Below are 13,271 nucleotides of genomic sequence, written 5' to 3' on the forward strand. Positions count from 1 at the left end.
ATGAACGCCTTCTGCGCGTCCGTGAACTTCGATGCTCGCATCCTTCTGTCTCCTCCCAGCCAGGTTCCAGGATACCGGAAACTCCAAGCCGAAACGATCCAGTTTGTTGGGGGCAGAGCACGAGACAGGGCGTATCGAGTGCAAAGGCAGGCCGCCGGTCGGTAAACCAGCTCAGCGTGTCTCGGCTCGGGCCGCTCGAAGAGGAACCGCCGGTAGACCCCTTTAGTCTGGAAGTTCTCATTTGCGTCCGCTATCGCTGGTGCGTTCAATCTAAACGTTAGCGAACTAGCATGACGGTTCAATGTCAAATACGAAAACCGGGTTTATAGTTGATTACCCCGCCGGCCCTCGCCGGCCGCCGCCGCCGTCCTGACGGCGGGAGAGGTAGGCGAGGCGTTCGAAGAGGGCGACGTCCTGCTCGTTCTTCAGGAGCGCGCCGTGCAGCGGCGGGGTCAGGCGCTCGGGGTCCTTCTCGCGCAGGGTTTCGAGGTCGATGTCCTCGTTCATCAGGAGTTTCAGCCAGTCGAGCAGCTCTGACGTGGACGGCTTCTTCTTCACGCCCGGCAGTTCGCGCATGGAATAGAAGGTCGAGAGCGCGTCGCCCACGAGCTTCTTCTTGATGCCGGGGAAGTGGACATCGATGATGGCGCGCATCGTCGGCTCGTCCGGGAATTTGATGAAGTGGAAGAAGCAGCGGCGCAGGAAGGCGTCGGGCAGTTCTTTCTCGTTGTTCGAGGTGATGATGACGATGGGGCGCTGCTTCGCCTTGATCGTCTCGCCGGTCTCGTAGACGAAGAACTCCATCCGGTCGAGCTCCTGCAGGAGGTCGTTCGGGAATTCGATGTCGGCCTTGTCGATCTCGTCGATCAGGAGGACGGGCCGCTTCTTGGCGGTGAACGCCTCCCAGAGCTTGCCCTTCTTAATGTAGTTCTTGACGTCCTTGGCGCGCTCCTCGCCCATCTGGCCATCGCGCAGGCGGGAGACAGCGTCGTATTCGTAGAGGCCCTGGTTCGCCTTGGTGGTCGATTTGATGTGCCACTCGATCAGCTCGGCGCCGAGCGCCTTGGCAACCTCAATCGCCAGCACCGTCTTGCCGGTGCCGGGCTCGCCCTTGATCAGCAGGGGGCGCTCCAGCGAGATCGCGGCGTTGACAGCCACGCGCAGGTCATCTGTCGCCACATAATCCTTCGTGCCTTCGAAACGCATCCGCCCGGTTCCTCTCAACCTCTGACTCCGACCCCCGACAATAAGGCCGGGCGGGGCCTGAGCAAGCGCTGACCTGAAGGAAAGTGCTGCGCTGCCGCATGGAATTTCCTTTGGGGAAGTTGCGGCCCATGCTACATAAATCTGGCCATGCGCGCCGCCACAGTGGCTCAAGCTTCAACTGAGCGCCGCGCTGTTCGGGACGGGAAGCCGGGCCGGCTGTCCAGACCCCGGATACCGCAGGACTTATGATCCAATGCCGTCAGATGACGGGCGCATGGCACTCACCTTTATCGGCTGACCCCGCGTTACAGCGTTGACTCATCGGCTTAATTTCGGGCGGCTTAATGTCCGGCAAGCAAGCGTTAACGCCTTTGTGCAAATTTCACACGATCCGAACCATGCGGTTGGAACGGGGGGGCGGAACGGGATGCCACTGAAACTTTCACTGAAGCCGGGCGAAACATTCGTCGTGAACGGCGCCGTGGTCCGTAATGGTGACCGGCGCGGCGTGCTGCTGCTTGAGACCCAGGCCCGTATCCTGCGTGAGAAGGATATCCTGAGCCCCGCCGAGGCGTCGACGCCGGCGGCGCGCGCCTATTTCGCCGTAATGCAGATGTACCTCCTCGGCGAAGTCGACGGGCCTTGCTATTCGCAGGCCGCCGAGGCGCTGGCCGGCCTGATGGCCGAGATGCCGGAGGCCCGCGACGAGGTGCTGCAGATTTCCGCCGATGTTGTTGCCGGCGACCTCTACAAGGCGCTCAGCCGTTGCCGCAAGCTGATGCAGGCGGCGGGCGGGGAGGCGGAATGATGGCCGATGGCAGCCCGCTGCAAGCCCGCTTCGGCGGGGCCGCAAGGACGTTGAGTATTGACGAGGCGATCCGCGTGCTCGAGGCCGGACAGGGCGACGGCATCGCGGTCGATCTCGGCGGCGGGCGCATTGCCCGGGCCGATACGCCGCGCGGCGCCGACGGCCTGTTGCAGCGCCTGCGCGGGCACAAGATGCTGCTGTCGCAGGCAGCCTCCGGCGCGGATGTCGCGCGCTTTCGCAGCCATCCGCCGGAGATACAGGTTGCCCCGGCCGTGCGCGAAATCCTTGACGCAGCGGCGCGCAGGTCCTAGCGGCAGCGCGCCATGTCGCCCGAGCTGATTTCCCTTTTCACCGCCGCCTTCGTCACCTTCTTCGTGCTGATCGATGCACCGGGGGTGGCGCCGATCTTTGCGAGCCTGACCGCGCGCGGAACGCCCGCCTGGCGGCGCAAAATGGCGGTCAAATCGGTCTTCGTCGCGACAATCATCCTGCTGATGTTTGCGTTCGGCGGGGCCTGGCTGCTGGACGCGATGCATATCTCGATCGATGCCTTCCGCGCAGCGGGCGGGGTGCTCCTGTTCCTCATCGCGCTCGACATGGTGTTCGAGAAACGCACCGAACGGCGCGAGCACCGGGCCGAAGAGGTTCTCGAGGAGCAGCAGAAACGTCCGGAGCCGGATGATATTTCGGTCTTCCCGATGGGCATTCCGATGATTGCCGGGCCGGGATCCATCGCCACCGCCATGTTCTATATGAGCGAGGCCCAGAGCATCCTGCATCAGGGCGTCGTGCTGGCGGCCATTGGCATGAACCTGCTGATCACGCTGGTGATCTTCCTCGCCGCGGGGCCGCTCGTGCGCCTGATGGGGGCGAGCGTGGCCGGCGCGCTGACACGCATCCTGGGCGTGATCCTTGCGGCCCTGTCGGCACAGCTCATCATCGATGGCATCCGGGGCGCGTTCAACATCGGCTGACCCTGTCAGCTGGCGTCCGGCACTGTGCCCTGCGGCTCCGGCTTCGGCTTTGGCAGCCGGATGTAGGTCCGCACGACCGATAACATCAGCCAGAACAGGAGCATGCCTGCGGCCGTCAGGGTCATGATCTCCAGCACCATGTTGCGGTTCCAGCTGATGCTGGCATCGGCGGCCCGCAGCGCATCGCGCCCGCGCTCCCGCACCAGCACAATCAGACGCTCGCCACCGGCTTCCGTCAGCAGGCGCGCGCGGCGCAGGTCCGCCCCATCCTCAACCACCGACAGGATCGTCAGCGTTCCATTCGGGCTCGTCCGCATGGCGATCCGCTGGATCTGCTGCAGGTCGGCTTCCAGCTCGTCCAGCCGCGCATGTTGGGTCGTCTCGACATAGGCCGCACGCACGCGCTCGGCGCGCTGTTCGGACGTGGCAAGCCCGCTGAAGGCTTCGGTCAGCGCTTCGATCAGGGCCTCGTCGGGCAGGGCGGCATCGGCCCGCGCTGTCAGGTAATCGGTGAAGGCCGGGGTGAGGCGCTGGGAGCGCTGCGCGGATTTCAGGATGGAAACGGCGAGGGCCGCCGACTCCGACAGCCCGTCGCTATGGTCAATCTGGACAAGCCCCAGGCCTGTCAGCTTGACGACGAGTTCATCGGACCGGTCGCCGTCCAGCCAGCGTTGCGACTGATTGGCGAGGTCGGCAAAACTGCCGAGCAGCTGGAAACGGCGTTCCTGCTCGGCAATCATGCCGCCGGCGGCGATCACCTGGGGTGCGTCCGGTTCGGCGGCAAGCGGAGCGGCGTCTTCTTCGCCGGTGCCGGCGGTTTCGGGGCTGGGCAGGCCGGCCTCGGCATCGCTGTCAGCGGGTTCGCCGGGGGCGCTCGCGGCAGCGCCTCCGCCCGGTGGCCGGAACCGGCCGGTCGTCTCGATGCGCAGCGCGATCGGCTCCGGCAGCTTGTGCAGAGCCGCGCGGGTCAGGCGCTCATCCATTGTGCCGCCGCGATCCGCCTCGGCGCGCAGGCGGATCTGCTCGCCGGCTTCACGGCCCAGCATCTCCGGCGCGGCGAGCAGGTATCCCCGGACGGCGGCCATGTCGTGGCCGGCAAGCTCTGCGGCGATCCGGTCCTGCCAGTAGGGCAGCTTGCGGTCCTCGTCGCGCGGGCCGGTCTGGGCGAGGTCGCTGAGCATCCTTCCGGTTGCGAGCCGAAGGGCATCGGCTGCGCTTTCCGACATACCGCGATCATCATAGGCGTTGGCCACAGCGCGGGCCCCGATCACCGGCATCAGGATCAGCAGCGAATTGAACATCACTGCCAGCATCCAGCCGGCCTTACGTGAACGTTCTTTGCGTTGACGGCGCATTCGCAGCTCGAAAAACGTTAGGGGGCGATGGCGGAGAATGTGGCTTCATAGAGCGTAGGGGGCACGCAAAGATCAAGTGCTGGTCTGCAACTTGCAGTCTTCTGCAGCAAGGATGCGCGGCAGACGAGCCGAAACTGACAGCACTTTGGCACGAAATTGTCGTAATTCTCTGAAAAGATTGAGATTAGGAACGCAGTCAGAGTGATTGCAGGGAATCGAGAGGCGCTCTATATGGCTCGCAAACGTGTAGTGGAGTCTGCCATGAGCATTGATCTCTCCGACGATTACCGGCCTTCGGAAGACGAAGAGTTCATGAACGAGCGTCAGCTCGCTTATTTCCGGCGAATGCTCGAGGCGTGGAAGGCTGATATTCTCAGCGGCGCGAAGCAGACCATCAACAATCTCCAGGGTGATTCAGGATCGCTGCCCGATCTTGTCGACCGTGCTTCGGCGGAGAGCGACAAGGCGCTGGAACTGCGCACGCGGGACCGCCAGCGCAAGCTGATCTCCAAGATCGACGCGGCGCTCCGCCGGATTGATGACGGCACCTACGGGTATTGCGAGGCAACCGGCGAGCCGATCGGTATTCGCCGCCTTGAAGCCCGCCCGACCGCGACGCTGAGCCTTGAGGCGCAGGAGCGCCATGAGCGCAAGGAACGCACGCTGCGCGACGACTGATCCCGCTGCCTGAACCGCACCCTTCAAGACACAAAAAAGGCGGCACTCCCAATCAGGAGGCCGCCTTTTTCCCAGTCACCGGTTCCCACGCCTTTGGCGGTCTCGTGTAGGCTTCTTTCGGGCTACGGGGACATCATGCACCGGACTTCCGAATCAGGCCTTACCCGGGTCTGAGCAGACGGTAAAAATTCCGGCCTTCAGGGTGAATCAAAATGCCGCCTCCCGTTAATCTGCGCAGCCGGGCAGTAAATCCTAACGCGCCGTTAACCTGAGCGAAGGCAAAATGACCCAATGACCGCAGCGCCCTCCCTATCCGACGCCGGAACCCGTCCTGACCCTTCAGGCGACAGCTGGGATGTTTCGCCCCGCCTGCGCCGCCGGATCATGATGGAGCCAGCCCCTGTGCGCGAGCGGGCCGAGCCTGAGCGCCCGCTGCCGACAACTCGCGGGATCGTGACCCCGGCGGAGATCGAGGCGCTGCTGCGGCCTGACTTGTCGGACATGGACCTGCCGCCCGAACCGCAACCCATGGAATTCAACGCTGGCGCAGCGCCGGGGCTGGATGCGGCAGACGTTGAAGCCCGCCGGATTGCGGCGCGGCTGTCCCGGATGATGCGCGAGGCGTGCGGGCTTGCGGCGGCGATCACGGTGGAGCGCGCCGAGCCGAAGCCTTCCAACGCCGCGCTGGGCCGCGCCGCGCAGCCGGGCGGGGCGATCGTGTGCGCCGCCGATGCGACGGGCGATGTCGCCGCGATGCTGGTACTGAGCCCGGGCATTGCCCAGAAGATGATCGAGACCGCATGTGGCGGGCGCAGCAGCGCGGCGCGCGCGCAAGCCTTGAGCCCGATCGACATGGCGCTGCTGGAAGGCCTGTCGCGGCCGCTGATGCGGGTGCTGGGCGAGGAATATTCCTTTGCCGGTATCGAGACGGACCCCGTGTTTGCCGCGTCCATCGCGGCGCCGGGGGCGAAGTATGAGCTGACCCTGTCGATCCGGGCCGGCGACGAGACCTGGCCGGCCCAGCTGATCGTGCCGGCGGGCCTCCTCGCAGCAACGCCGGAGCCGCAGGCTGCCGCCGCAGCGCCTGCTGCGGGCACGGGCGCGCTGACTGTGCTGTTGACGGCGCGGCTGGCGCGTGTGGACCTGCCGCTCTCGCGCCTGACCGGGCTGCGCCCCGGCGCAACGCTGATGCTGGGCCTTCCGGCGAACCAGCCGGTGGAGCTCATCTCCGGTGACCGGAATGGCACGCTGGCCGCAGAGGCCGAGATCGGCCGCAAGGGCAACCGGATGGCGCTGAAGATCACCCGGCGAGGCCCGGCGCTGAGAGCCCTCAACCCGGCCCATTCCGGATAAACTCCGCCTCAATTTCGAAGCGGACAATATCCGTGATCAGGCCGGAATAGCGGTCTATGCCGAACTCCGACCGGTTGATTTCTGCGCTGGCGGAAAAGCCCGCCACATCGGCGCCGCGCAGCCGGTCATAGGCGCTGCCATTGAAGCGGACATCCAGTGTTATGGGACGCGTCCGGCCGCGCAGGGTCAGGTCGCCGGCGACTTCGGCGCTGGCCGGTCCGGTCAGGCGGACGCTGCGGGACCGGAATATGGCCTGCGGATGGTTGGCCGCGTCCAGCCAGTCCCGGCCTGTCAGCTGCGCCTCGAAGTCCCGGTTGGCGACATTCAGCGACGCAATGTCGATGATCGCTTCCACCTCTGCGCTGCCGGGATCGGCGGGGTCGCCGGAGAGGCTCGCCTCGAACCGGTCGAAGCGGCCGACATAATCTGCAAACCCCAGATGGTTTATGCGGAAGAGGAGGGCGGCATGAGCGGTGTCGAGCCGGAAGTCTCCGGGCCGAAGGGTCGCTGCCTCGCGGTCGAGGGCTGGCGTGAGAAGTGCGGCGGCCAGCGAGTTGCAACCGGTCAGGGCGAGCGCGCCGAAGGCGAGCGCTGCCCCGATCCGGCTGCCTTGAAACCTCAGCCTGCTGCTTCGCGTGCGATCCATGCCTCGACATTCTCCTCCAGTACCGCGAGCGGTACCGCGCCGTCTCTCAGTACGACATCATGGAAGTCGCGGATGTCGAACCGGTCGCCGAGGGCTTCCTCGGCACGGGCGTGCAGGTCGAGGATCTTGATCATGCCGATCTTGTAGGCGGTCGCCTGGCCCGGCATCACGATATAGCGGTTGATGGCGCTTTCGGCGTCGCCTTCCGGGTTCGGTGTGTTGTCGAGCAGGTACTGGATCGCCTCTTCGCGGGTCCAGCGCTTGGCATGGAGGCCGGTGTCCACGACGAGGCGGGCAGAGCGCCAGATCTCCATCGCGAGGCGGCCGAAGTCTGAATAAGGGTCGGAATAATAGCCGAGCTCTTTCGGGATCAGTTCGGAATAGAGGCCCCAGCCCTCGGAATACGCGGTGTAGCCGCCGAAGCGGCGGAAGCGCGGGATGCCTTCCAGCTCCTGCGCGATCGCGATCTGCATGTGGTGGCCGGGGATGCCTTCATGGAAGGCGAGGGCTTCCAGCTGGTAGGTCGGCATGTCGGCCATGCGGTAGAGGTTGGCGAAGTAGATGCCCGGCCGGCTGCCATCCGGGGCAGGGCGGGAATAGAACGCCTTGCCGGCGGAGCGCTCGCGGAAGGGCTCGACCGCCTGCACGATCATCTGCGCCTTCGGGAAGGTGTTGAACAGGTTCGGCAGGTCCGCTTCCATCAGGGCGATGGCCGCGCGGGCCTCCTCCAGATAGGTTTCGCGGCCCTCCGGCGTGTCGGGCAGGTAGAATTGCGGGTCGGTCCGCATGAACTCGAAGAAGTCCTTGAGGCTGCCCTCGAAGCCTACCTGCACCATGATGGCGCGCATCTCCTCATGGATGCGGGCGACATCGGCGAGGCCGATCTCATGGATTTCCTCGGCGGTGAGATCCGTGGTCGTCATGGCGCGCAGGCGGGCGGCATAGAAGGCTTCGCCATCGGGCAGTTTCCAGGCGCCGTCATCGGTCGTGGCAACAGCCTGCTGGCGCAGGAGTTCCTCGATGGCCGCCTCATAGGCCGGGCCGACAGCTGCGCGCAGGGCGTCGGCGGCCCGGTCCAGCAGATCGGCAGCGGCCTCTTCGGTCAGGCGATCATTCAGGACGAGCGAGTCGATCTTGCTGCGGAAGTCCGCCATCAGCGGGCTGTCGGGGGCATCTGCAGTCTCATCGAAGGGATAACCCGTGATGACGCCGCGGGCATCGTTCAGCACGAAATCATAGACGAACAGCGGCGGCTGGATGCCGGCTTCAGCGGCGTTCCGGGCGTTTTCGACCTGTCCGCCGAGATAGGCCGGCACGCCGTTCAGGCGCGAGATGTAGGCCTCGGCATCGGCAGCGTCGTTGATGCGGTGGAAGTTCACCAGGAAGGCCGGCAGGGACGACTGGACCCCGCCCATCTGGTTGAAGATGTACCGGTGCTGGCGGAACGGAGCGTTCGCTTCGGCGCGCTCCAGTTCATACTCGGCCAGCCGCCAGGACAGCTGGGACTGCGCGTCCAGCTTGTCGTAATCGAACAGGGCGCGCATTTCGGCGACATTCGCCTGCTGGATGGCGAGGCTCTCGGCTTCAAACTCCGGGGAAGGATCGTTCCACTCGCCATATCGGTCGCGCATGCCGAGCGTGGTCTGGCGCATCGGCTCGCGGGCCAGCATCTCGTCAAATTTCTGCTCGAACCACGCATTCAGCCGGGCCGATTCGGCGGCAACCTGTTCTGCAGTGACTGCTGCGGGGGCGGATGGTTGCGGGGCATCGGGCGTGGCGCAGGCGGCCATGGCAGCCAGGGCTGCCGCCAGGACGAGGCGGGATGGAGTCATGATGTGCGAAATCCTCTACAGAAGCATCAAGGTCTGCTACCTGCATTAACGCCTTTTTTGCTTTCGTTAACCACTGGCATGCGAAACTTGCTATTCTGGCAGGCGGCCTCTCCATGAGTCGGATGAGGACGGCAGCGCAATCGGTAAGGGCGGTCCCGGCAGGAGGCTGCCCGTCGGAGTGGCGGTAAACCATGAGTCATGACGCAGACCTTCTCGACCTGACAGCCCCCGTACCGGGTGCGTCCGGGGCTGGCGGCGGCGAGGCCGTCCGCAGCGGGGAGGCCCGCAAGGTCGACCTGTTCCAGCTGGGGTTCTGGGCCTGCCTCCTGTTGTCGATTGCGGCGGCCAGCATTTCGCTGGCGATGCCGAATGCTTCCGGCCCGGCCGGATCAATCCTGCTCATCACGATGGCGTCCGGCGGTCTCGTTTTCCTGCTCTGGACGCTGCGGGGGGCGGGCCGGTTCATCGGGCTCTTCCCGGAACGCGGCGCAGCGGCCCGGCTCGCGGATGCGGCAGCGCCCCGCTACACCTGGATCGAGGCACTGGATGAGGCCGTGCTGGTGACCGATCCCGGCGGCGCGCCGGTTGCGGCGAACAAGGCTTATGGCGATCTGACCGAACTGGCCCTGATTGCCGGGCAGGCCGAGACGGGACCTGTGACCGTGGACCGGCTGTTCGGGGCGAGCCCGGGCCTCGCGGCGCCGGTCTACCGGCTGGCGCGGGCGGCCAAAGCCGGTGCCTCCAAGCGCGAAGTGTTGCCGCCGATTGCCTTCGGCAGCGAGCAGGTGCCGGCCCAGTTCGAGATCAACGTCTCGCAGCTCGGCAAGGGCCGCGTGCTGTGGCGCATCCGTCGCATCGCCGGCCAGATGGAAGCGACCGGCGCGGCTGACCTCAAATCCCTCTATGTCGAGGACGCCCCGATGGGGTTTTTCGCCGCCCGCCCGGACGGCACGATCACTTATGCCAATGCCTGGCTGCGCGAGCTGCTCGGCCTGCCGGAAACGGCAAAGAATATCCGGACCGACGACATCATGCGCCCGGAATTCGTCAAGCTGCTCGGCCGGGACCGCAAGTCCGGCGCGCCGGGGCGGGCTGACATCCAACTGCGCGCGCGCGACGGGGTGGAGATCCCGGTGCAGGCGATCACCAGCTGGAGCGGGCGCGGCGCGGATGCGAGCGGCCGGACGATCATTCTCGCCAACCCGCAGGTGATGAATGGCGGCGAGGAGCGCTTCTCCTTCCAGCGCGCCTCGCGCCCGCTGCGCCCCGATGGCGACCCGATGTTCGACGACGCGCCCTTTGGCGCTGTGCGCCTGGATGGGGACAGTGTCGACGGCGCGGTCATCCTCGATGCCAACCGGGCCCTGATGGAGATTACGTCCGGACGGGCAACGCCGGGCACGCGGTTCGGCGATCTCTTCACCTCCGAAGAGGGCGAGACAGCGGTTACCGGACTTCTGGTCGAGGCAATCGACAAGCCGGTTGCGCTGACGACTGCCGGGGACGAGGCGAAACATGTCAGCGTGTTCGTGACGCTGGGCTCGAGCGGGCGCCCGTCTGTGGCCTATGTCATCGACATCACAGAGCAGCGCATTCTCGAAAAGAGCCTCGCCCAGGGCGAGAAGATGCGCTCGATCGGTGAGCTTGCCGGCAAGGTGGCGCATGATTTCAACAATGTGCTGCAGGGCGTGCTGTTCAACCATGATGCCCTGATCAAGCGGCATCCGGTCGGCGATCCGTCCTATGAGAACATCAACTCGATCTATGAGCTGACCGCGCGGGCAAGCGAACTGGTGCGTATGCTGATGGCCTATGCGCGGGTGCAGACCTTCCGGCGGGAAATGTTCAACTTCAGCGACTTCATGTCCGAATATGCGATCCTCCTGCGCCAGATGGTGGACGAGCGGATCGAGGTCGACATCAAGCATGGCCGGGATGTGCCCTGGGTGAAGGCGGACCGGAACCAGCTGGAAACCGCCATCCTGAACCTTGCGGTCAATGCGCGTGACGCGATGATTTCGCATCGCGGCGGCGGAACGCTGAAGATCCGGACATCGCGGGCGACGGCCCAGCATGCCCATGAGCGCGGCTTTTCCTATGTGGAAGAGGGCGAATACCTGCTGATGGAGATCGAGGATTCCGGGCACGGAATTCCGCGGGAAATCCGGGACGAGATTTTCCAGCCTTTCTTCACCACCAAGGAGAAGGGCCATGGCACCGGGCTTGGCCTTGCGACCGTGTTCGGGATCATCAAACAGTCCGGCGGATACATCGATGTCACATCGGCCGTCGGCAAGGGCACGACTTTCTATATCTACCTGCCCGCCCTGAAGGCGGAGGAAATCCCGGAGCCGGCGGAGCTGACGAAGCTCGTTCCGTCGCCGGCGCGCCGGATGGATATGTCTGGGCGCGGACGGATCCTGCTGGTCGAGGATGAGGACAGTGTCCGCTCCATCGCTGTCAGGCACCTGCGCAGCGGGGGCTATGAGGTCGATGATGCGGCGGACGGCGAGGAAGCCCTCGAAATCCTCAAGGACAAGGCGGGACAGTTCGATCTTGTCATTTCCGATGTCGTCATGCCCGGCATGGACGGACCGGCGATGATCCGCGAAGCCAAGGACTATCTGGGCCATGCGCGGGTGATCTTCATTTCCGGTTATGCCGAGCGGGACATTGCCCGGCAGCTGGACGAGAACCGATCAGTTTCCTTCCTGCCGAAGCCGTTTACGACGCGCCAGCTGGCCGAGCGGATCAAGCTGGAACTCGGCACCCTGCGGGCCGGGGCCGAGCCGGAGGAAGCCGAAGCGCCGGCGGCTTGACTTTGATGGCTGCGGAGCCATCGTCCCGCTGATCCGGTAGTGGAGCAGGACGCATGCGCGCAGGTTTGATGGCGGCGGCTCTCGTGGCAATAGCGTCTGGGGCGGGCGCCTCTCCAGTGCCCGGCAATCCACAGGAGCCTGCGGTGGAAAGCGCAGATGAGGCCAGTTTTGAGCCCTGCCTTGAGACGGCGTTCTCGCCGGAGGCCTATCCGGTTTTCCTGGAGGCCGAGCATGCCATGTTCGAGCGGCGCGAGCCTCGCCGCACGGCGGAACTGCTCGACCAGCTGGCGTTGAGGGGCCTGTCCTGTTTCGAGCATTTCCCGGTGACGATACTGCGCACCAATGCGGAACTTGCGATCCGGGACCCGGAATTCATTTATGGTGAAAATTACGCGCGGCCCCGGCTGATGCCGGTGTTTGACCTGTCCATCCACCCGATTGCCTATCCGCCCGCCGCAGAGGCCGCCGGGATCGAGGGCGACTGTAGCGTGACGTTCGACGCGGCGCGGACGGGCGAGACCCGGCGGGTCCGGGCGTCATGCACTGACCCACTGCTGGTTGCCACGGCTGAAGATCATGTGCGCCGCTCGCGGTTCGAGCCTGTCACGGAACGGGGGCGGGCAGTCGAAGTGCCCGGCGCCCAGCTGCGGTTTGCTTTCCGACTGGAACCTCAGGACGCCGAGGAAGTTGCCGCCTACGACCGGTTCGTCACCACAAGGCGCTGAGTACGCGCGCGAAGGCCTCGGCGCGTTCGTGGCAGGCCCAGTGGCCAGCGCCGCGCTCGACATGCAGCGGCGTGCCCCAGCGTTTTGAGAAACGCTCCGCGACACTCAGATCCACGAAAGGATCGGTTTCGCCCCAGAAAAGCTGTCCGCGCGCGGGCAGGCGGACGAGGTCATCTACCCATTCGCCCCGGAAACGCAGGCCGATGGCGGAGCGGTAAAGCCCGAGGATCGACTGGCGCATCCGCTTGTCGACATGCGGCACTTCTTCGGCAGCGAGGCTTGCCGGCATCCCGCCTTCGATCAGGGCCGCCTGAAGGCGCGGCTGGTTGCGCATTCCGAGCATGACGAGTTCGCCGAGCACGGGGGTTGCCCACATGCGGGCTGTTCTGTGGCCGGAATATTCCGGATCGATCACCGCATTTGTCACGCACCAGCTGGCCACAAGATCTGGCCGCAGGCTGGCTGCGCGCAGCGTCAGCAGGGCGCCCCAGTCATGGCCGACGATGTGGACAGGTTTTCCGGCGGCTTCCATCTGGCCGACCAGCCAGGTGGCATACTGGTCCTTGTCCGGACGGAATCCCTGCGGCAGCGGCACGCCAAATCCCGGCAGGGCAGGCGCACGGTAGTCTTCCGGCCCAAGCCCCAGCGCCGCAATCAGCGGTTGCCAGAGGACCGGTGTATCCGGAACGCCGTGTACGAACAGAATCAATGTCTCGCCTCCCGCTTACAGCGAGCCAAGAGTAGCGTACCGGACTGGCGCCGCAATGCCGCCCCCGCGTCAGCCGCCCGCAAAACGTGACTTGGCCCGAGACAGGCGCCGGCCGAGATGATCCATGAAGGCCCGCACGCGGGGGTTCTGGCGCAGGTCTGAATGG

12 protein-coding genes are annotated in these 13,271 nt (G+C 65.3%); 7 read left to right on the forward strand and 5 right to left on the reverse strand.

Features of this window, described 5'->3' with window-relative positions:
* Positions 1–333: 333 nt before the first annotated feature.
* Positions 334–1,206, reverse strand: coding sequence for an AAA family ATPase (locus tag ACK4SV_RS15415; protein WP_409918735.1), 873 nt, complete (start codon positions 1,204–1,206; stop codon positions 334–336).
* 427 nt (positions 1,207–1,633) lie between these two features.
* Here ACK4SV_RS15415 and flbT point away from each other — a divergent pair, with 427 nt between their 5' ends.
* The 3 genes from flbT to ACK4SV_RS15430 are packed head-to-tail and all read left to right on the forward strand — an operon-like array spanning position 1,634 to position 2,988.
* Entirely contained in the window at positions 1,634–2,014 is a 381-nt protein-coding gene (gene flbT / locus ACK4SV_RS15420) for a flagellar biosynthesis repressor FlbT (RefSeq protein ID WP_409918736.1), read from the forward strand.
* A complete protein-coding gene (locus tag ACK4SV_RS15425) occupies positions 2,014–2,325 on the forward strand; it encodes a hypothetical protein (RefSeq protein ID WP_409918737.1) in 312 nt (103 codons plus the stop codon). The genes flbT and ACK4SV_RS15425 overlap by 1 nt, the downstream gene beginning before the upstream one ends.
* A 12-nt stretch (positions 2,326–2,337) precedes the next feature.
* Positions 2,338–2,988 (forward strand): MarC family protein, encoded by a 651-nt coding sequence (locus ACK4SV_RS15430; RefSeq protein ID WP_409918738.1) that lies wholly within the window; start codon positions 2,338–2,340, stop codon positions 2,986–2,988.
* A gap of 5 nt (positions 2,989–2,993) precedes the next feature.
* On the opposite strand, the gene ACK4SV_RS15435 is transcribed toward ACK4SV_RS15430, so the two are convergent.
* Positions 2,994–4,301 (reverse strand): hypothetical protein, encoded by a 1,308-nt coding sequence (locus ACK4SV_RS15435; protein WP_409918739.1) that lies wholly within the window; start codon positions 4,299–4,301, stop codon positions 2,994–2,996.
* A 303-nt stretch (positions 4,302–4,604) separates the two neighbouring features.
* On the opposite strand from ACK4SV_RS15435, the gene dksA reads away from it, so the two are divergent.
* Together dksA and ACK4SV_RS15445 are read left to right on the forward strand one after the other, a co-directional pair.
* A complete protein-coding gene (gene dksA / locus ACK4SV_RS15440) occupies positions 4,605–5,021 on the forward strand; it encodes an RNA polymerase-binding protein DksA (RefSeq protein WP_409918740.1) in 417 nt (138 codons plus the stop codon).
* Positions 5,022–5,312: 291 nt separating this feature from the next.
* Positions 5,313–6,374, forward strand: coding sequence for a FliM/FliN family flagellar motor switch protein (locus ACK4SV_RS15445; RefSeq protein WP_409918741.1), 1,062 nt, complete (start codon positions 5,313–5,315; stop codon positions 6,372–6,374).
* Here the strand turns inward: ACK4SV_RS15445 and ACK4SV_RS15450 are convergent.
* Together ACK4SV_RS15450 and ACK4SV_RS15455 are read right to left on the reverse strand one after the other, a co-directional pair.
* The gene (locus ACK4SV_RS15450; RefSeq protein WP_409918742.1) at positions 6,352–7,020 is read right to left on the reverse strand and encodes a YceI family protein; all 669 of its coding nucleotides are present in this window, start codon (positions 7,018–7,020) and stop codon (positions 6,352–6,354) included. The genes ACK4SV_RS15445 and ACK4SV_RS15450 overlap by 23 nt on opposite strands.
* Positions 6,993–8,852 (reverse strand): DUF885 domain-containing protein, encoded by a 1,860-nt coding sequence (locus ACK4SV_RS15455; protein ID WP_409918743.1) that lies wholly within the window; start codon positions 8,850–8,852, stop codon positions 6,993–6,995. The genes ACK4SV_RS15450 and ACK4SV_RS15455 overlap by 28 nt, the downstream gene beginning before the upstream one ends.
* Positions 8,853–9,043: 191 nt before the next feature.
* On the opposite strand from ACK4SV_RS15455, the gene ACK4SV_RS15460 reads away from it, so the two are divergent.
* Both ACK4SV_RS15460 and ACK4SV_RS15465 read left to right on the forward strand, forming a co-directional pair.
* Positions 9,044–11,671 (forward strand): response regulator, encoded by a 2,628-nt coding sequence (locus ACK4SV_RS15460; protein WP_409918744.1) that lies wholly within the window; start codon positions 9,044–9,046, stop codon positions 11,669–11,671.
* Positions 11,672–11,814: 143 nt separating this feature from the next.
* A complete protein-coding gene (locus ACK4SV_RS15465) occupies positions 11,815–12,396 on the forward strand; it encodes an energy transducer TonB (protein ID WP_409918745.1) in 582 nt (193 codons plus the stop codon).
* On the opposite strand, the gene ACK4SV_RS15470 is transcribed toward ACK4SV_RS15465, so the two are convergent.
* The gene (locus ACK4SV_RS15470) at positions 12,380–13,105 is read right to left on the reverse strand and encodes an alpha/beta fold hydrolase (RefSeq protein WP_409918746.1); all 726 of its coding nucleotides are present in this window, start codon (positions 13,103–13,105) and stop codon (positions 12,380–12,382) included. The two genes, ACK4SV_RS15465 and ACK4SV_RS15470, sit on opposite strands and share 17 nt — an antisense overlap.
* Between the last annotated feature and the right edge of the window lie 166 nt (positions 13,106–13,271).

It is taken from the genome of Hyphomonas sp., from assembly GCF_046313735.1.
Lineage (GTDB): Bacteria > Pseudomonadota > Alphaproteobacteria > Caulobacterales > Hyphomonadaceae > Hyphomonas.